This is a genomic window from Microaerobacter geothermalis, assembly GCF_021608135.1.
GTDB lineage: Bacteria > Bacillota > Bacilli > DSM-22679 > DSM-22679 > Microaerobacter > Microaerobacter geothermalis.
In genome coordinates, this window is sequence record NZ_JAKIHL010000011.1 from 48,487 (window position 1) to 66,666 (window position 18,180).

Here is an 18,180-nt window from a genome sequence, read left to right on the forward strand (position 1 = left end):
ATGGGAGATGTGACGAAAAAACAGGAATTAATCAAAGGAGCAAGTTTTTTATTGGAAGATGTTGATCCAAACAAGGTGTTTACCCCTGAGGATTTTACCGAAGAACAAGAATTAATTGCCAAGACAACGGAAGAGTTCGTAGTGAACGAAGTGGTTCCCCTTCTGGAGGAGATAGAGCATCATCAGTTTGAGCATTCCATCAACCTGTTAAAGCAAGCAGGTGAATTGGGATTGCTGGGCGGAGATGTCCCGGAAAATTACGGAGGACTTGGCCTGGACAAAATTAGCACCACTCTAATTACCGAAAAATTTTCCCGTTCCCGTTCCTTTGCGCTAACCTTTGGAGCCCATGTGGGAATTGGAACCCTACCTATCGTTTTCTTTGGAAATGAACAACAGCGCCAAAAATATTTGCCTTCTCTGGCAACCGGAGAAAAAATTGCTGCCTATGCACTAACTGAACCGGGATCTGGTTCAGATGCCCTTGGTGCCAAGACTACAGCAAAATTAAGTGAAGATGGGAAATATTATATTCTAAATGGGGAAAAACAGTGGATTACAAATGCTGGATTTGCCGATGTTTTTGTGGTGTATGCCAAGGTAGACGGCGAGCACTTCACCGCATTTATTGTAGAGAGGGAATATCCTGGAGTTTCCTTTGGACCGGAAGAGAAGAAAATGGGGATAAAAGGATCTTCCACCAGAACGGTTATTTTCGAAGATGCCCAGGTGCCTGTAGAGAACGTCCTTGGTGAAATCGGAAAGGGACATATCATAGCTTTCAATATTTTAAATATTGGTCGGTATAAACTGGCAGCAGGCTGTGTGGGCTCCTCCAAACGGGCCCTTGAGTTGGCGGTGAATTATGCCAAGGAAAGGAAACAGTTTAAACAGCCTTTGGTCAACTTCACCTTGATTCAGCAGAAGCTGGCTGACATGACGGTGAAGACCTATGTGACGGAAAGTATGGTTTACCGTACAGGCGGGTTAATTGAAGATATGATGAACAGCTTGGGTGACCAGGCAGCGGATGGGCAGTCCGTGGCTAAGGGAATTGCAGAATATGCCATTGAATGCTCCATCAATAAAGTATTTGCCTCTGAGTCCTTTGATGCCGTTGTAGATGAAGGGCTGCAAATCCATGGCGGATATGGATTCATGCAGGAATATGAAATAGAAAACATGTACCGGGATTCCCGAATCAACCGGATTTTTGAGGGAACCAATGAAATCAATCGCCTTCTTATTCCTGGAACATTGGTCCGAAAGGCGATGAAGGGTGAACTTCCCTTCCTTCAGGCAGCCCAGGCATTACAGGGTGAAATCATGGGCATCATGCCCTTTATGGGAGACGATGCTCTCTTGGCTGAGGAAAAGCACATGGTTAACATGAGTAAAAAGGTATTTCTGATGGTGGCTGGTTTGGCAGTTCAGAAGTATCAGCAGAAACTGGAAAGGGAGCAGGAGATTCTCTCCAATCTGGCGGACCTTGTCATCGAAATTTACGCCATGGAAAGTGCCCTGTTAAGGACCCTGAAGGCGGTGGATGCCGTTGGGGAAAGTGCTGCGGAAAATAAAGTAGACATCACCCGTCTATATATCCATGAAGCCTTTGCCCGGATTGATGCTTTGGCCAAAGAATGCCTGGCTGTGATGGAAGATGGGGATATGCTTCGCACACAATTATCCATTTTGAAAAAACTAACCCGGAGCACCCCAATCAACAGCATTGCTTTAAAACGGAAAGTGGCTTCCAGAGTCATCGAAGCTGGGAAATATGTCTCTTAATATCTAGTTAAATACCTAAGCAAATATCTCGTTTTCGATAGATGGTTGACATCTCTCCCTCCACTCCTCCCCCGCCGCCCGGCGGGGTATTTTTTACGGTGCCTGTCACTTTCCGAAATATGTCGAAAGGGTCAGCCCCTATTTATTCCTTTTGTTTACAATATTCAGTTAGGTGGAAATTACCATGAGGAAGTATTTTTCCCCACAAACAGCCACATAAAGGATAGAGCTTGACACAATTCTCTAGATAACCGTTCGGTCATATCGGCAGTGACTCCCTGCTTGTATACCCCTTCCTGATGGATAATGGAAAATCCGATTTCACCCAGTAGTTTTTCACATTCCCATGGCATCATCGTATTGCAGATCACTTCTTTTCCGTATAACCGTTGATAGCTGTGCTGCCGGGGAGCGGCGGTTGGGCCTAACACCCCTAAGCATACAATTCCTTCCGGCTGTAATACTCTTTTCAGTTCCTTTAATGCATGAAGGGGAGAAGAGGTCCACTCCAATGCGTTGACGGAGAGAACAGCACCGAAGGATTGATCAGGAAAGGGAAGCTGAGTCAAATCCCCTTGTTGGAAGGATAACACAAGATCAGAGGTTATCCGCTCTTTTGCTTTCTCTTTTGCTTTACTCACCATTTCCCCGGCAATATCTACTCCAATTACCTCATAGCCTAATGAAGCTAACTTCCAGCTCCCATATCCATCACCGCATCCGGCATCTAGAACCTTGCTCTGATTCTGGGAAAAGAACTTTGAGAATAAAGGAATAATCGTTTTTCTACTTCCTTCTTCCCACATCATTTGGCTGTTTTGGGCCCAGTTATCAGACATGGCGTTCCACTGCCTTTGGGTTTCCTCGTGCCATTGAAAATTTGACATGCGATCATCTCCTTAGTGACCTATGTATTGATAAGTGTTCATTACTCTCCATCTTCAATCGATTACTGTTCTTTGTTTGACGGGGCACTTGTATATTTCTACAATATAGAAGTAGAACTAAAGATTTACACGTCTGCAAGTGGAGTTCGGCAAAGGAAACTTACTTCAGGTGTGTACTCCTCCATCTGAAGTTTAGTTAGACTTGTTCAGGGGCTTATCGCCACTGATCTCCCACCTATTACTGAAATCGTCGATTTCGTCGATTTCTTCAAGTCTCACAAACTTCTAGACTATAGAAGTGGGAGTCTTAGTGGCGGTTAGTCATCGGGCGAAGAAAGGGGAAAAACAAATGGTCTTTGAGGTAGGACAATTATTGGAAAAAATCCGAAAAGAAAATCCCCTCATCCATCATATCACAAATATCGTTGTAGCCAATTTCACGGCAAATGGAACCATTGCTGTTGGTGCTTCTCCAGTAATGGCATATGCTGTAGATGAAGTGGAAGAGATGGTATCTAAATCCCGTGCCTTGGTTCTAAATCTGGGAACTTTAAATCCTGCTGTGGTTGATTCTATGATTAAAGCAGGAAAAAAGGCAAATGCATTAGGAGTCCCTGTGATACTGGACCCGGTAGGAGTGGGGGCTACTTCCTATAGAAAAAAAGTGGCGGAACAAATTCTGCAGGAGATCCAAGTATCTATTCTTCGTGGGAATGGAGCCGAATTAGCAACTATAGTAGGGGAAGAATGGATCAGTAAAGGAGTTGATGCCAAGGAACAGGGCGGAAACTTAAAGGAAATAACTGAAAAAGCGGCAAAAAGGTTTCATTTGGTTGCAGCGGGAACGGGGAAAATCGATTATGTCAGTGACGGATACAGAACAGCAGCGATTGCCAATGGAGATCCCCTTTTAACGAAAGTAACGGGAACAGGTTGCTTGGCTACCTCTATTATCGGTGCTTTTGCCGCAGTCTCCGAAGATGTTTTTATTGGAACTTCCTCTGCCCTTGCCTATTATGGGTCAGCCGCCCAACTGGCAGCTATGGAAGCAAAGGGACCGGGATCATTTCAGGAAGCTTTATTGGATACCATGTACAATCTAACCTCAGAGCAGGCTGACCAAATGGCAAGGATAACTATAGTAAAGTAAAAGATGGCTGTTAAAATCATTGATGTTTCTCCACCGCCAAAAGGGTAGGCGGGTTATTTTTTTGGTTAAGGAACTGGTACCACATGACGTGATATTCCTTCTGCTCCAATGAGGAAGCCCATTGGAGGACAGAGTCAGACTCTGTTTTTCCACCTTCATGTCCCGGATATAGGATAACAGAGACGAGTCCCCTCGGCACCAGAAGTTGAAGGGATTGTTTCAAGGCTTCAAGGGTGGTTTCGGGTTGAGTAATAATGGTTTTATCCCCTTTGGGGAGGTATCCCAAGTTAAACATCACTGCCTGAATCTTTCCGTGATGGATATCAGGGATCGAATCGATCATTTTCTGATGTCCCCGATGAAAAAGGGTAACTTGATCCAGACATTGGGCTGAAACCAATCTTTCCTTCGTATTACGGATTGCCTCTTCCTGGATATCAAAACCGTAAACCCGGCCTGTTTTGCCAACCAACTGGGCCAGAAAAAGGGTATCGAGACCATTTCCTACAGTCGCATCAATTACCATATCTCCTGGATTGACCCGTTCAGTCACCAGTGTTTTTGCAAAGCCTAAGATTGAAGGCAGCGGCATATCAAATTTCCTTTCTTAAAAATTTCAATTCTACTTTCGTTTATAGTTTGTTGAGTCTAGATTCTTTTAGATGATCGGTGATCTATTAACTAGAAAATTTCCCCTGCCATGTGTTTCTTCTTTTCATTTCTGCATCAATCTCATTTAATACTTCCCATTTTTTGAGACTCCACATGGGGCCAATCAATAGATCCCGCGGACCGTCTCCGGTCAGACGATGGATGATCATTTCCGAGGGCATCATTTCTAAGCTGTCAACAACCAAACGGATATAAGTTTCTTTATCCAAAAATTGAACCAGACCGGCTTCATATTGCTTCACCATTGGAGTTTTTTTCAGCAAATGGAGCAAATGAATTTTTAGACCTTGAATATCCAATTGGGATACAGATTTCGCCGTCTCCAGCATCATTTCTTCTGTTTCACCGGGAAGACCGTAGATGATATGGGTACAAACCCGGATATTGTGTTTTCTTAGCTTATTCAGACCATCGAGAAAACACTGATAGTCATGTCCGCGGTTGATCCATTCCCCAGTCTTGTCATGTATGGTTTGAAGACCCAACTCTACCCATAGATAAGTTTTTTCATTAATTTCGGCCAATAAATCGACCACATCATCAGGTAAGCAGTCGGGACGGGTGGCAATGGAGAGGCCAACTACTCCCTCCTGATGAAGAATCATCTCATACATGTGTCTTAATTCATCCGTTGGAGCGTAGGTGTTGCTGTAGGCCTGAAAGTATCCAATATACTTGGCATCGGGCCACTTCTGATGCTGACGTGCCTTCACCTCGTTAAATTGTGTAATCAGATCATCCCTTCGCCATCCGGCAAAATCTCCTGATCCTCTGGCACTGCAGAAGGTGCATCCGCCAATGGCAACTGTCCCGTCCCGGTTGGGACAGGTAAATCCGCCATCCAGCATGACTTTAAACACTTTTTCTCCAAATGTTTTTCTTAGGTGATGATTCCATGTATGATAACGTTTATCTCCCCATAGCTGGGGAGTTTTGTCATTTGTAAAAGTTTCCATTTTAAATCCCTTTCTTTTGTTTTAGAACCGGAACTAATGAAACTATTTTACTAAAAAAACGAAAAAAAATCCTTGAAATTTATATCCAATATTTGAGATCAACCGTGATATATTTGTATTAAGCGCGTATCATATTTTGGGAGATGGAAAAGATGTCTAGCAAACATATGAAACATGTTCTTACTTGGCTAAGATTATCACATCAGTCTGTGGCGATCTTGCTGGCCGCAATGATAGGCATTTTTTCAGCTTTTGGGGCAGGTTTGATCCGCATTGGTGTCCCCTGGGCGAGGGAGAACTTCATTCAATCTACCAGCTCCTTTATGAAAACAGAACTTATTCTTTTTCTATTTCCTCTCTTTGGAGCTCTGGCCACTTATATTTTTCGAAAAATGATAGATAAAGAATTAAGAGATGGTCAAGGGATTGCAGAGGTTATGGTATCTGTCCAGGAAGGAAGAGGACGTATTCCTTCAAAAGATCTCTTCATAAATACAATGGGAAGCATGATCAGTCTGATCGCAGGATTGCCTGTAGGAAGCGTAGGACCTACGATTTTTTTAACTGCAGGATTGGGTTCCCTATTTTCTACATTCACCCATGTTTCACCGATGAAGGCGAGAACCTATCTATCCTGCGGTGCGGCAGCCGGGATTTCTGCCCTGTTTAATGCACCCATTGGCGGAATGATTTTTGCTCTGGAAATGATTTTGGGTGAATACCGCTCCGGATATTTTAGTTTAATTATCGTATCATCATTTTCGGCCTCTTTAACCAGTCGATGGCTATTTGGCAATGTACCTGTATTTACCGTCCCTCCATATACCATGTATTCCATGTGGGAAATATTGTTTTACGCTTTGTTAGGGATATTGGGAGCTTTCCTGGGACTTTTTCACAGCCATGTTTTTCATAACTTTCAAAAGTATTGGCGGTTTACCCACCTCCCTCAAAAGTTAATCTTATTTGTCTCCGCTCTATTTGTCAGTTTTTTCGGATTGCTTACACCCTTAATATACGGAGGCGGTTTTCCTGCTATTGAAAAGGCGTTGATGGGCCAGCTTTCCTTAACATTAATGCTGTCATTATTATTTTTGCAACTGATAGGAAACAGCATGGTGTTATCCGCAGGTTTTTTTGGAGGGATTTTTGCCCCTATTCTATTCACTGGAGCCATGTTGGGAGGAAGTTTTGGCATGATGATGCAGTTATTCTTCCCAACAATCGTTTCTCAACCGGGTGCCTATGCACTAGTTGGAATGGGAGCGGCCCTTGCTGCCACTGGCAGGGCTCCTATGACTGCTATCGTGCTGTTATTTGAAATGACAAATGATTATCGAATGATCCTGCCTTTGATGATTACCACAGTGATCAGCTTTTCATTAAGGGATGTTTTTGATGAATACAGTATTTTTACGATGAAATTGCGCCATCACTCAAAATATAAGTGGGTAGCTGTCAGAAAATATCACTGAATCTATTTTCAAAAACATTATTGTCAAGAGATACATCAGCTGGTATCATGGGGATAACAACTTTAGCGATTATACGTTTTAAAGCTTACGTGCTTTAAAACATAAAAGTAAAAAAGGGGGAAATTTCGTTGAAACATTTGCAGAAATCTAGGTTATTCTTATTTTTATTTCTTCTGATAATCGGCCTGTTGGCCGGATGCGGAAGCTCAGAAAGGGTCTCCAGTACAGAGAAGCCCGCTGCAACTTCGACTGAGACCAATACTCAGCAGGAAGGAAATTCTACCCAAGCTTCTTCTGAAACAGAGAAGAAAGTGTTTACCATTGGAATTACCCAAATCGTAGAACATCCTGCATTGGATGCGGCTAAGGAAGGATTTATCAAGGCTCTTGCCGATAATGGTTATGTTGATGGAGAAAAAGTGAAGTTTGATCAGCAAAATGCTCAAGGAAGCCGGGATACCGCGACTTCTATTGCTCAAAAATTCGTTGCTGATAAGGTGGATATGATTTTTGCCATCGCTACACCCACGGCCCAGGCAGCTGCCCAAGCCACTGCTGATATTCCGATCTTGATCACAGCCGTAACTGACCCGGTAGCTGCGGGATTGGTGAAGTCAAATGAAAGACCTGAAACCAATGTCACCGGAACGACAGATATGAATCCGGTAAAGGAACAACTTTCCTTAGTGACCAAGGTGAAGCCAGATGCAAAAAAAGTTGGGATTCTGTATAATTCGGGGGAGACCAACTCTGAAGTGCAGATTAAATTGGCAGAATCCGTCGCGCCTGAATTGGGGTTGGAATTGGTATTAAAGGGGATTACGAATAGTTCTGAAGTTCAGCAAGCAGCCCAATCTTTGGTGGGAAAAGTGGATGCCATCTATGTCCCCACAGATAATACCGTTGTTTCTGCGTTAGAATCTGTGCTGGGCGTAGCAGAACAGGCCAAAATTCCGGTTGTGGCAGGTGAAGGTGATTCCGTTCGCAGGGGAGCTGTCATCACCTATGGATTAGATTACTACAAACTGGGTTATCAGACTGGTGAAATGGCAATTAAGGTGTTGAATGGTACCGATCCTTCTACTATGCCTATTGAAACACAGAAAGACATGCAGTTAATCGTTAACAAAAAAGCTGCAGCCAACATGGGTGTGGAATTGTCTGAAGAGTTATTGAAAGAAGCGGATGAAGTCATCGAATAAAACCTCTGAATCATAAGATTTTTATTTGAAAAGGGAGTGCTCACAGTGCAAATCATGTTAATGGGATCATTAGAACTTGGACTAATCTTTGCAATTATGGCACTAGGAGTTTACCTCACCTTTCGAATCCTAAATTTCCCTGATTTAACTGTTGATGGGAGCTTTACCCTTGGGGGAGCCATGGCTGCCATGATGATTACCCAGGGGTATTCCCCATTACTGGGCACTCTTTCGGCTGCCCTTGCTGGTGCCGTTGCCGGTTGGTTTACAGGCATGTTGCACACCAAAGGGAAAATTAATGATTTGTTAGCTGGGATTTTAACTATGATTGCCCTTTATTCTATTAACTTAAGGGTGATGGGAAAACCCAATATCCCATTGTTAAGGGAGGAGACTCTTTTTACGCAAATCGAGGGACTGTTTCTTTCAAAAACAGTCGTGATTCCTCTATTCCTCGTTTTTATTGTTTTTGTTATCAAGTTATTGGTGGATTGGTTTTTGAAGACAGATATTGGAACCGCTCTCAGGGCAACCGGGGATAATCAGCGAATGATTCGCAGTTTCGGCGTTCACACCGATTTTACCATTATCATTGGTCTTTCCCTGTCCAACGCCCTTGTCGGATTTTCAGGGGCTTTGATGGCTCAGTATCAGGGATATGCCGATGCTGGAATGGGAATCGGGATGATCGTCGTTGGTTTGGCCTCTGTGATCATCGGTGAAGTAGTATTCGGAAGACCAAACATTTGGAGAACCACGTTGGCGGTTGTCGGCGGGGGAATACTGTATCGTTTTGTCGTTGGGCTGTCTTTATATATCGGATTGGAGCCTTCAGATATGAAACTAATTACTTCGATACTGGTTATTCTTGCCTTAACGATGCCGCGTTTTGCCTCTGTTCTGCAAAAAAAAAATAACTCCTTGGTGAAAGCAGAAGGGAGGGGGACCCATGTTACAAATTCAACAAGTAACGAAAGTGTTTAACCCTGGAACTGTCAATGAAAAAATTGCATTAAACCACATTAATCTTCATTTATCACCCGGTGATTTTGTTTGTGTAATCGGAACAAACGGGGCAGGAAAATCTACGCTCATGAATGCCATTGCCGGGACATTTCCTGTGGATCATGGGCATATTTTGATCGATAAGCAGGATGTAACCCGTCTTCAGGAGTATCAGAGAGCATCTTTAGTTGGACGGGTATTTCAGGACCCGATGGCTGGCACGGCTCCCTCTATGTCTATTGAGGAGAATATGGCCATCGCTTACCGAAGAGGACAAAAAAGAGGGCTTCGGATGGCTAGTAACCGCCGTTTAAGGGAGAAGTTTCGTGAGGCCCTTACCCAACTGGAGCTTGGACTGGAGAATCGATTGCAAAGTAAAGTCGGTTTGCTGTCAGGCGGGGAGCGTCAGGCATTAAGTTTGTTGATGGCAACCTTTACCGAACCTAAAATTTTGTTATTAGATGAGCACACCGCGGCATTGGATCCAAAGAGAGCTCAACTCATTATTGAATTAACTCAAAAAATCGTAAATAAATATCATTTAACGACATTAATGATTACCCATAACATGGAGCATGCCCTTAGGATGGGCAATCGTTTAATTATGATGCATGAGGGAGAAATCATTCTGGATTTGTCAAAGGAAGAAAAAGAAAAGATGACCGTTCGGGATCTAATTGACGCCTTTGAAAGGGGCCGCGGCGAAGCATTTGTTGATGATCGGGTCGTTCTGACATAACTGGTTGTTTTGATATGCAAAACGAATATCATGTTTTGGCCAAAAAGAAATTCATGTTGGATACCTTTTTGGTCTTTCTTTTTTGTAACGATTCTTCTATTCTATATAGACGGAATTAAACATCCATGACCTGTAGAGTCACAAATTGATATGAAAATGTATTTTCATATCAAAGATTTATACGGACAGCCTTGAAGCGGACCTGAATCACTTCCTGACGAACTCGACTAGCGGATGTGTAAATCTTTAATTCCAGATCTATGGGATATAGAATGAATCATCATATTCGGGAGGCCGCCAATGGAACATCGTTTAAATGATATCAACAGATACCGTTTCTTTATTCTCGTCATAACTGTTGCGATTGCCGGATTAAGCCAAGGTCTCCTCTTGCCCTTGCTGGCAATACTGCTTGAACAATCAGGTGTAAGTTCAGTGGTAAACGGATTAAATACGACCGGCTTATACCTTGGGATTCTTCTTTTTTCTCCGTTTATCGAAAGGCCCCTTAGAAAGTGGGGATATAAGCCCATCATCATCGGAGGGATAATTCTCGTTACAGGAAGCACCCTGCTTTTTCCTGTTTGGCAAAATCTTGCATATTGGTTTATTCTGAGAGTTTTAGTAGGAATAGGAGACAGTTCACTTCATTTCGCCACTCAACTCTGGATCACATCCACCAGCTCAGCGAAACGGCGGGGAAGGGATATTTCTATTTATGGATTGGCTTATGGAATGGGCTTTGGAGTGGGACCCCTTGGAATCAACCTTATTCCCTATGGTCTGTGGTCTCCATTTGCAGTGGTTGCTTTGTTCTATATCATGGCTATATTCCTGGTTTTAAGATTGAAAAATGACTACCCGGAAAAAGGGGATACCTTGGAGAACAATGGGAAAGAAAGATATTTTCGTTCCATCCGTCTAGCCTGGTTTGCCCTGCTTCCCGGATTTTTATATGGGTTATTGGAAGCATCCTTAAACGGAAACTTCCCGGTATATGCCTTGAGAGTCGGACTGTCGGAGGAATGGATATCGATTCTGCTCCCTTCATTTGTTTTTGGAAGTCTTCTCTTGCAAATCCCCTTGGGCATACTAAGTGACAAATTCGGAAGAAAGAAGATCCTGATGGTCGCAACCTTTGCAGGAGGCATCCTGTTTTTGTTGGTTCCCTTCACCAATGGCTCTCCATGGTTGCTGATGGCGATTTTTCTTTTGGTAGGAGGATTTGTTGGATCACTTTTCTCATTGGGACTGGCCTATTTGGCAGATATTCTTCCAAAATCATTATTGCCAACAGCAAATATTATTGCCGGAATGAATTTCAGCATTGGAAGCATTCTTGGCCCAAATATCGGCGGAATATCCATTCAATATATGGGAAATCACAGCATGTTTTACATGCTATCCGGCTTTTTGATCGTCTTCTCTGTCGCAGGAATATCGTTCAAGAAAGGGCTTTCTTTACAATCGTCCAATAGTATAGCAAAATAGAAGGAAATTGGGTAACGTAGCGAAAGGAGAATAGATTTGATAAAGGTAATAGACTTGCACAAGTATTTTGGTCAATTGGAAGTATTAAAAGGGATTAATTGTCATATTAGAGAAAAAGAGGTGGTTTGTGTCATCGGTCCTTCAGGATCAGGTAAGAGCACATTTTTGAGATGCTTAAATCTTTTGGAGGAAGTAACCAGTGGAAAGGTCATTGTAGACGGATATGATTTAACTGACCCAAAGACCGATATCAACATGGTTAGAACAGAAGTGGGGATGGTTTTTCAGCGCTTTAATCTGTTTCCTCATAAAACCGTCATTGAAAATATTATGTTGGCCCCGATGAAAGTAAGAAAACTATCAAGGGAAGAAGCCCGAAACAAGGCTTTGGCACTGTTGGAAAAGGTGGGCTTGAAGGATAAAGCGGATGTTTATCCGGACAATTTATCAGGGGGACAGATGCAAAGGGTAGCCATCGCCCGGGCGTTGGCAATGAATCCGAAAATTATGCTGTTTGATGAACCTACTTCTGCCTTGGATCCAGAGTTGGTTGGAGAAGTGCTGTCGGTTATGAAGGACCTTGCCAGGGAGGGTATGACCATGGTGGTGGTTACCCATGAAATGGGATTTGCCCGGGAAGTAGGGGATCGGGTTTTGTTTATGGATCAGGGGATTATCATGGAAGAAGGTACGCCTGAACAAATATTTACAAATCCCCAAAATGATCGAACCAAGGCATTTTTGAACAAGGTGTTATAAAAAATATATAAACAATAAGAAAAATGGGAAAATATTCGATTTAGAGAGGGATAATCAATCAAGTTATCCCTCTCTTTTTCCACTTATTACAAACTTTCATAAAGTATTCAAAAATTTATGAACAAAAAGTGAAAGCCAGCACAAACCTATTGTGATATATGTCACACTGTTTTATTCTGGAATCAGAAAGAGGCCTCTTCATCTTAACAGCAAGATAACCATAAAGAAGTTTTTGAAATCATCAGTTTCATCGTTGGTTGTCACTTTAGAACCTTAATCATGAAAGAAGGGAGATGACGGTCATGGTAGTCAAATGGCTGAGAGAAAATGTGTATGCTGCTGGTATCTTAACAATTATTCGGTTATATCTTGGTTGGACTTGGATGTCAGCTGGTTGGGGAAAACTGACAGGTGAAAAACCCTTTAGTGCAGCAGGTTTCTTAACAAGGGCGGCTGAGAATCCAGTGGTTAGTCATGATCAGGTTGTGTATCCAACTTACAATGCGTTTATTAAGGGATTTGCGCTACCTAACGTAGAATTATTTAACTTCCTGATTCCTTGGGGAGAATTTCTGGTAGGCTTAGGATTGATCCTTGGAACCTTAACTACCGCCGCAATTTTCTTCGGAATGATGATGAACTTTGCGTTTATGTTCGCAGGCACAGTTTCCAGTAATCCTTGGATGATTCTTCTCTCCATCTTTATCATTGTCGCTGGGGCAAATGCTGGAAAATTTGGTTTAGACTACTACGTTCTGCCCTATGTACGCAAATGGTTAAAGCTTGACAAAGCAGCAGCCAAAACAACCAGTGCTTAAGAGATGCCTTTAACCCTCCTGATAGGTGTGGAATTATCCACACCTATTTTTTTGCTTTCCTATTTCGTATAGCAGCAACTACGCCTTTGTCCTCGCCTGTAGGGGCTGGCCAATGTCGAGTTTTCTTTGAGCCGTAGTGAGCATTATTCCCTTTTCTTGAAAAGTTCTCAGGTTGTCAAATTGTAGCTGGTTACCTTAATATAGACATATGTTCTACCTTTGAGATACCTAGAAGTACACACCAAAAAACATACGTGAATAAGGGAGAGCGCGATGTTATCTTATACGGGTTTTATAAATGGTTTGAAACATGAATATTCGGATCCGGTTACTTATTTCTTACAACTGTCAGATGGACAAGAGATCCTGTTAAATGACTATCTTCAAAAAAAAATATCTGTTCGTTTTTTACAGGAAATTCAATGCTGTCATTGTGGGCGAAAAATAAAAAAAACCTATAACCATGGCTATTGCTATCCCTGCTTTATAAAGCTGCCGGAAAATGATTTGTGCATTGTCAAGCCCCATCAATGTCATTTTGATCAGGGTACATGTCGGGATGAATCCTTTGGAGAACGTCATTGCATGATTCCTCATTATGTTTACCTGGCGCTAAGTAGCGATGTCAAGGTGGGGATTACCAGAAAGGGAAATGAAAGAAAGAGATGGGTGGATCAAGGGGCAGTTAAGGCGATTCCCATAGCATTGGTACCCGATCGAAAAACAGCAGGAGAGTTGGAGGTTGAAATCAGCCAATTCCTCCCTGATAAAACAAACTGGCGGAAGATGATAAAAGGTGAAATTCATGAAAAGGACTTATTTCAAGTGAGGGAAGAAATAAGTTCTCACATTTCAGAACCCTTTCGCTCCTATTTGTTTAAGGCTGAAGAATTAAGTGAATTTGTATATCCTGTGCAAGAAGTAAATCATTTAAAGTCCCTGTCACTGGACAAGGAAGCAACCATAGAAAGCGAATTGCTGGGTATGAAGGGTCAATACCTTATTTTTGAACATGGAGTTTTTCATGTTAAAAAGCATACGGGTTATAAGATTCAACTTATCTGTTCGTCTTAATTGAGTTTGAAAAAGTAGTTGGCTTTTATTTGCTTTTCACCTATAATAGGAGTCAAATAAGAGCATATCCCATAAATAGGTCTTCACGATAGGTGAAGCGAAGAGGGAAGAACGGTGAAAATCCGTCGCGGTCCCGCCACTGTGTATGGGGAGTTTTCCGAAGGGCACATCAATTGTGCGGACAATCCACTGTCTTCGGATGGGAAGGAATTCGGATAACTTTGATCCATGAGCCAGGAGACCTGCCTATTTGTGCTGATTTACTCATTCCTTCGAGGAAAGGAATGGTTTAAACCATACCTGATGAGGTGTAGTTTAACGCCGGCTTCCATTTCTTGGGGGCGGGCGTTTGTTTTTTATATAATCCCACTGGTTGCATAGGAAAATATAGAACAATGAAAGGGAGAGAGAGAATGAAGAACAAAAAGTGGACTAATCGTAGAGTCACTAACATGACACTATTGGTTATGATGTTATTTGTAGCCCTTTGGCTGGCAGGCTGTGGACAGGAAACTACCTCATCCCCCGATACCAATGGAAAGAACAATCAGGAAACATCACAAACAGGGACAACAATGGAGGCAGACACAACAAAAGAAGAAGTTAAATCTTCTAGTTTTCCTGTTACCATTACCGATAAGACAGGGACCAAGGTAACGATTGAAAAAGAACCTCAACGGATCATTTCCATTATTCCCAGTACCACAGAAACTGCATTTGCATTAGGGTTAGGGGATAAAATTGTCGGAGTTTCCAAGTGGGACAACTACCCTGAAGAAGTGAAAGAAAAGACAATTGTAGGAGAATTAGAGGTTAATTTAGAAAAAGTATTGGAACTTCAACCAGATTTGGTAATAGGGAATCTAAGTAACGGTAAAAGCATAGAAGTCCTTCGCAAGGCCGGAGTAACGGTGTTTATTGTTGATGCCAACACCCTGGAGGAAACCTATGAATCCATTAAAAACATTGGTTTGGTAACCGGAAGAACAAAAGAAGCGGAGGAAATCATCGCTAGGATGGATGAAGAAAAAACCAGCGTAGTTGAGGCAGTAAAAAATATTCCCCAGGAAAAGCGGAAAAAAGTATGGATCGAAGTATCACCAGATTTGTATACGGCAGGTTCCGGGACATTTATGAATGAGCTGCTCACCCTTGCTGGAGGCATCAATGTTGCTGCTGACCAATCCGGTTGGGTTCAATTAAGTGAAGAAACCGTGATTGAGAGAAGTCCCGAAGTCATCTTTACCACCTATGGCTATTATGTGCCGAATGCTGCTGAACAAGTAAAAGCAAGATCAGGATGGAACAATGTTCCTGCTGTTCAAAACGGCCAAATTTTTGATTTAAATTCTGACTTAGTGAATCGACCCGGACCACGAGTAATCCAAGGATTAGTGGAAATGGCCAAGTTTTTATATCCTGAACTGGTGAAGTAAGATGGTAAAAACGTGGAATAAAAGGGGAAAAAATCGACTAGGTATTGAAATATTCCTTATTTTTTCCCTTCTTTTCCTATCCATCATCATTACAGTTTCAGTCGGAAGTGCCAATTTGTCGATTTTGACGGTATGGCAGGTGATTTCCAGCCATGTAGGGTTTGGCAATCAAATGTGGGAAGGAACACCCGCTGATTCGATCATCTGGAATATCCGACTTCCCCGGGTGATGCTCGCTTTAATTGTGGGAGCCGCGCTCTCTCTGTCAGGGGTTACGTTTCAGGGAATATTAAGAAACCCATTGGCTGACCCCTTCGTCCTTGGAGTCTCATCCGGTGCAGCCCTTGGCGCAGCGTTTGTGATTGTTAGTGGATGGCCAGTACTCTTTTTTGGGCAATGGGCCATTCCCATATTTGCCTTTATCACTGCATTGATAACCTTAGCTTTTGTCTATTATTTAGCTGGTTTAAAGGGAGAAGTATCCCTTGAAACCATTATCTTGGCGGGAGTTGTCGTTCAGGCATTTGCAGGAGCACTTCTTACCTTCATCATATCTATTTCAAAAGAAAAGCTTCAATCGATCATCTATTGGCTGATGGGAAGCTTAGCCTTATCTGACTGGAGACAAGGAATTATCGTACTGATTCCATTGGTTATTGGATTTATGATTATCTGGCTCCATAGTAGAGAATTAAATCTCTTTGCCCTTGGGGAGAGGGAGGCTTATCATTTAGGAACAGACGTTCCTCGAAAAAGACTTTTACTGCTTATCACCGCCTCATTTATGGCAAGTGCGGCTGTTTCCATTGCTGGGATCATTGGATTTGTAGGTTTGGTCATTCCCCATATGGTTCGCATTTTATTTGGACCTGATCATCGGTTTCTTATCCCTTTGTCCGGAGTTTTAGGAGCAATCTTTCTACTATGGGCCGATACCTTGGCTAGAACCGTCATTCAACCGGTGGAGCTTCCAATTGGAGTGATCACCGCCCTTGCAGGGGCTCCCTTATTCGCCTATCTGTTAAAAAAACGCCGGTATCCATTATAAGGAGAGAATATCTGTGATAGAGGTAAAACAGCTGACCTATTCCATTCATCAAAAAGTGATTATTCAAGATATATCCTTTTGCCTGAGAAAGGGAGAAAGTTTGGCGGTAGTCGGACCCAATGGTTCAGGAAAGACTACCCTGTTAAAGGCGATAACAGGAATTCTTCAACAGGTAAATGGAGAAATTTACATTGACGGGATTTCCGTCACCAAATGGAATAGAAAAAAGTTAGCCACCAAGATGGCTGTTCTTGTGCAAGAAGGAATCCCTGCCACTTCCTTTACCGTTGAAGAAGTGGTTCGTATGGGGAGGTATCCTCATCGAGGGAGATTTACCCTGGAATCTGCCCATGATAAAGAGATGATAAAAAGGGTCATGAAAGCGGTTGATATTGAGACGCTTAAAGATAAACCGATCTATAAATTAAGCGGGGGCGAAAGACAAAGGGTTGCCTTTGCCAAAGCAATGGTTCAGGAACCAAGTATCCTATTACTGGATGAACCCACTACTTTTTTAGATATCGGATATCAAACGAAGGTATTGGACCTGGTGAAACAATGGCAGAAGGACTGTGGACTCACGATATTGATGATCCTTCATGACTTAAATTTGGCTGCTCAGTATGGGGATCGGATGATGCTCATCCATGAAGGTAAAGTAAAGAAATTGGGTTCAAGCGATGCGGTAATGAATGCGGATTTATTGGAAATGGTATATGGAATTCGTCCCCTTATTATTAAACATCCCAAGTTGGGGATTTCACAGATTCTACCTTGGCCAGAGCAGTACAAAGGCATGGAAGGAAAAAAGTTGGTACGATTTTAAAAGGTGAGGTGGTATACATGAAAATTTATACAAAAACTGGTGATTCAGGGAAAACCAGTTTGATTGGTGGGAGGGTTGATAAGGATCATCTGCGTGTCGAAGCCTATGGAACAGTTGATGAGCTATGCTCTTATGTTGGCGAAGCGATTACCCGGCTAAATCCAGAAAAAGACCAGGATGTTATTGCAGAATTAACTGAAATCCAACTGGAGCTTTTTGATGCGGGGGCCGATTTGGCAAATTGGAAGAAAGTACGGGATTGTAAAATCAATCAGGAGATGATTGAACGGTTGGAGCAATGGATCGACCGCCATTTGGATTCAGCACCTGAAGTGAAGAAATTTATCCTGCCAGGTGGTCATCCAACTTCTTCGATGATTCATATCTGCCGAACGGTAACCAGAAGGGCTGAAAGAAGGGTAGTCTCTTTGGCAAAGGTTGAGGCGATCAATGAAGAAGTCAGAAAATATCTAAACCGTTTATCCGATTATTTTTTTGCCTTGGCCCGTGCAATGAATGCACGAAATCAGGTGGGAGATATTTTGTATGACAGGGGAAGAGACGTATTCCGGTAAACTTGAAACAACAATCCCAACAGAATATAGATATGGAACTAAACTTACATGACCCGCAGGGTCACAAATTCTCATGAAAATAATTCCATCCAGTAGTTACCTAGTTACTGTATCATCGTCATCTTCTCATAATGGAAATTGAACAGGGGAATGGTAAGTCGTAAATCTTTATGGTGGTAGCAATATCAGACCCCGCGAACTAAACGGACAGCATCGATCATTGAGCACAAATTCCTGTTGCTGCGAGCACGAATATCAAATTACTGTTTGTCTCTGATC

17 protein-coding genes and 1 riboswitch are annotated in these 18,180 nt (G+C 42.5%); of the genes, 14 read left to right on the top strand and 3 right to left on the bottom strand.

The window, feature by feature from the left end; translation table 11 throughout:
- Positions 1-1,788 carry an acyl-CoA dehydrogenase family protein gene (locus tag L1765_RS06585; RefSeq protein ID WP_236405857.1) on the top strand — a complete coding sequence of 596 codons (1,788 nt, stop codon included), beginning with the start codon at positions 1-3 and terminating at the stop codon, positions 1,786-1,788.
- A 179-nt stretch (positions 1,789-1,967) separates the two neighbouring features.
- On the opposite strand, the gene L1765_RS06590 is transcribed toward L1765_RS06585, so the two are convergent.
- On the bottom strand, positions 1,968-2,675 hold the full coding sequence (locus L1765_RS06590; protein WP_236405858.1) for a class I SAM-dependent methyltransferase: 708 nt from the start codon (positions 2,673-2,675) through the stop codon (positions 1,968-1,970).
- Positions 2,676-3,024: 349 nt separating this feature from the next.
- Between L1765_RS06590 and thiM the strand changes: the two genes are divergently transcribed.
- Positions 3,025-3,825 (top strand): hydroxyethylthiazole kinase, encoded by an 801-nt coding sequence (thiM, locus tag L1765_RS06595; protein ID WP_236405859.1) that lies wholly within the window; start codon positions 3,025-3,027, stop codon positions 3,823-3,825.
- Positions 3,826-3,841: 16 nt separating this feature from the next.
- On the opposite strand, the gene L1765_RS06600 is transcribed toward thiM, so the two are convergent.
- Both L1765_RS06600 and L1765_RS06605 read right to left on the bottom strand, forming a co-directional pair.
- Positions 3,842-4,417 (bottom strand): class I SAM-dependent methyltransferase, encoded by a 576-nt coding sequence (locus L1765_RS06600; protein WP_236405860.1) that lies wholly within the window; start codon positions 4,415-4,417, stop codon positions 3,842-3,844.
- A gap of 85 nt (positions 4,418-4,502) precedes the next feature.
- Positions 4,503-5,453, bottom strand: coding sequence for a TIGR01212 family radical SAM protein (locus L1765_RS06605; protein WP_236405861.1), 951 nt, complete (start codon positions 5,451-5,453; stop codon positions 4,503-4,505).
- A 152-nt stretch (positions 5,454-5,605) separates the two neighbouring features.
- Between L1765_RS06605 and L1765_RS06610 the strand changes: the two genes are divergently transcribed.
- The 12 genes from L1765_RS06610 (at position 5,606) to L1765_RS06665 (ending at position 17,901) form a co-directional block, all read left to right on the top strand.
- Positions 5,606-6,928, top strand: a complete 1,323-nt coding sequence (locus tag L1765_RS06610; protein ID WP_236405862.1) for a chloride channel protein — start codon at positions 5,606-5,608, stop codon at positions 6,926-6,928.
- Positions 6,929-7,050: 122 nt separating this feature from the next.
- Complete coding sequence (locus L1765_RS06615; protein ID WP_407942214.1) at positions 7,051-8,130, top strand: ABC transporter substrate-binding protein; 1,080 nt, start codon at positions 7,051-7,053, stop codon at positions 8,128-8,130.
- 45 nt (positions 8,131-8,175) lie between these two features.
- A complete protein-coding gene (locus tag L1765_RS06620) occupies positions 8,176-9,114 on the top strand; it encodes an ABC transporter permease (protein ID WP_236405864.1) in 939 nt (312 codons plus the stop codon).
- Entirely contained in the window at positions 9,080-9,874 is a 795-nt protein-coding gene (locus L1765_RS06625) for an ABC transporter ATP-binding protein (protein ID WP_236405865.1), read from the top strand. Before L1765_RS06620 ends, L1765_RS06625 begins: the two co-directional genes overlap by 35 nt.
- A gap of 300 nt (positions 9,875-10,174) precedes the next feature.
- Entirely contained in the window at positions 10,175-11,365 is a 1,191-nt protein-coding gene (locus L1765_RS06630; protein WP_236405866.1) for an MFS transporter, read from the top strand.
- A 36-nt stretch (positions 11,366-11,401) separates the two neighbouring features.
- A complete protein-coding gene (locus L1765_RS06635; protein ID WP_236405867.1) occupies positions 11,402-12,124 on the top strand; it encodes an amino acid ABC transporter ATP-binding protein in 723 nt (240 codons plus the stop codon).
- A gap of 302 nt (positions 12,125-12,426) precedes the next feature.
- Positions 12,427-12,942 (top strand): DoxX family protein, encoded by a 516-nt coding sequence (locus tag L1765_RS06640; protein WP_236405868.1) that lies wholly within the window; start codon positions 12,427-12,429, stop codon positions 12,940-12,942.
- A gap of 273 nt (positions 12,943-13,215) precedes the next feature.
- Complete coding sequence (locus L1765_RS06645; protein ID WP_236405869.1) at positions 13,216-14,016, top strand: DUF2797 domain-containing protein; 801 nt, start codon at positions 13,216-13,218, stop codon at positions 14,014-14,016.
- 60 nt (positions 14,017-14,076) lie between these two features.
- A riboswitch (cobalamin riboswitch) is annotated at positions 14,077-14,280 on the top strand.
- A gap of 149 nt (positions 14,281-14,429) precedes the next feature.
- The gene (locus L1765_RS06650) at positions 14,430-15,452 is read left to right on the top strand and encodes an ABC transporter substrate-binding protein (RefSeq protein ID WP_236405870.1); all 1,023 of its coding nucleotides are present in this window, start codon (positions 14,430-14,432) and stop codon (positions 15,450-15,452) included.
- A gap of 1 nt (position 15,453) precedes the next feature.
- On the top strand, positions 15,454-16,500 hold the full coding sequence (locus L1765_RS06655; protein WP_236405871.1) for a FecCD family ABC transporter permease: 1,047 nt from the start codon (positions 15,454-15,456) through the stop codon (positions 16,498-16,500).
- A gap of 13 nt (positions 16,501-16,513) precedes the next feature.
- Positions 16,514-17,326, top strand: a complete 813-nt coding sequence (locus L1765_RS06660) for a heme ABC transporter ATP-binding protein (RefSeq protein WP_236405872.1) — start codon at positions 16,514-16,516, stop codon at positions 17,324-17,326.
- Between the two features lie 17 nt (positions 17,327-17,343).
- Entirely contained in the window at positions 17,344-17,901 is a 558-nt protein-coding gene (locus L1765_RS06665) for a cob(I)yrinic acid a,c-diamide adenosyltransferase (protein WP_236405873.1), read from the top strand.
- The last annotated feature ends 279 nt before the right edge of the window (positions 17,902-18,180 follow it).

Excerpts from the sequence above, each read along its gene's own strand:
- L1765_RS06605 (WP_236405861.1), bottom strand. The coding sequence starts at position 5,453 with ATGGAAACTTTTACAAATGACAAAACTCCCCAGCTATGGGGAGATAAA.
- L1765_RS06600 (WP_236405860.1), bottom strand. The coding sequence starts at position 4,417 with ATGCCGCTGCCTTCAATCTTAGGCTTTGCAAAAACACTGGTGACTGAA.
- L1765_RS06645 (WP_236405869.1), top strand. The coding sequence starts at position 13,216 with ATGTTATCTTATACGGGTTTTATAAATGGTTTGAAACATGAATATTCG.
- L1765_RS06655 (WP_236405871.1), top strand. The coding sequence starts at position 15,454 with ATGGTAAAAACGTGGAATAAAAGGGGAAAAAATCGACTAGGTATTGAA.
- thiM (WP_236405859.1), top strand. The coding sequence starts at position 3,025 with ATGGTCTTTGAGGTAGGACAATTATTGGAAAAAATCCGAAAAGAAAAT.
- L1765_RS06585 (WP_236405857.1), top strand. The coding sequence starts at position 1 with ATGGGAGATGTGACGAAAAAACAGGAATTAATCAAAGGAGCAAGTTTT.
- L1765_RS06610 (WP_236405862.1), top strand. The coding sequence starts at position 5,606 with ATGTCTAGCAAACATATGAAACATGTTCTTACTTGGCTAAGATTATCA.
- L1765_RS06650 (WP_236405870.1), top strand. The coding sequence starts at position 14,430 with ATGAAGAACAAAAAGTGGACTAATCGTAGAGTCACTAACATGACACTA.
- L1765_RS06665 (WP_236405873.1), top strand. The coding sequence starts at position 17,344 with ATGAAAATTTATACAAAAACTGGTGATTCAGGGAAAACCAGTTTGATT.
- L1765_RS06590 (WP_236405858.1), bottom strand. The coding sequence starts at position 2,675 with ATGTCAAATTTTCAATGGCACGAGGAAACCCAAAGGCAGTGGAACGCC.
- L1765_RS06625 (WP_236405865.1), top strand. The coding sequence starts at position 9,080 with ATGTTACAAATTCAACAAGTAACGAAAGTGTTTAACCCTGGAACTGTC.
- L1765_RS06640 (WP_236405868.1), top strand. The coding sequence starts at position 12,427 with ATGGTAGTCAAATGGCTGAGAGAAAATGTGTATGCTGCTGGTATCTTA.
- L1765_RS06630 (WP_236405866.1), top strand. The coding sequence starts at position 10,175 with ATGGAACATCGTTTAAATGATATCAACAGATACCGTTTCTTTATTCTC.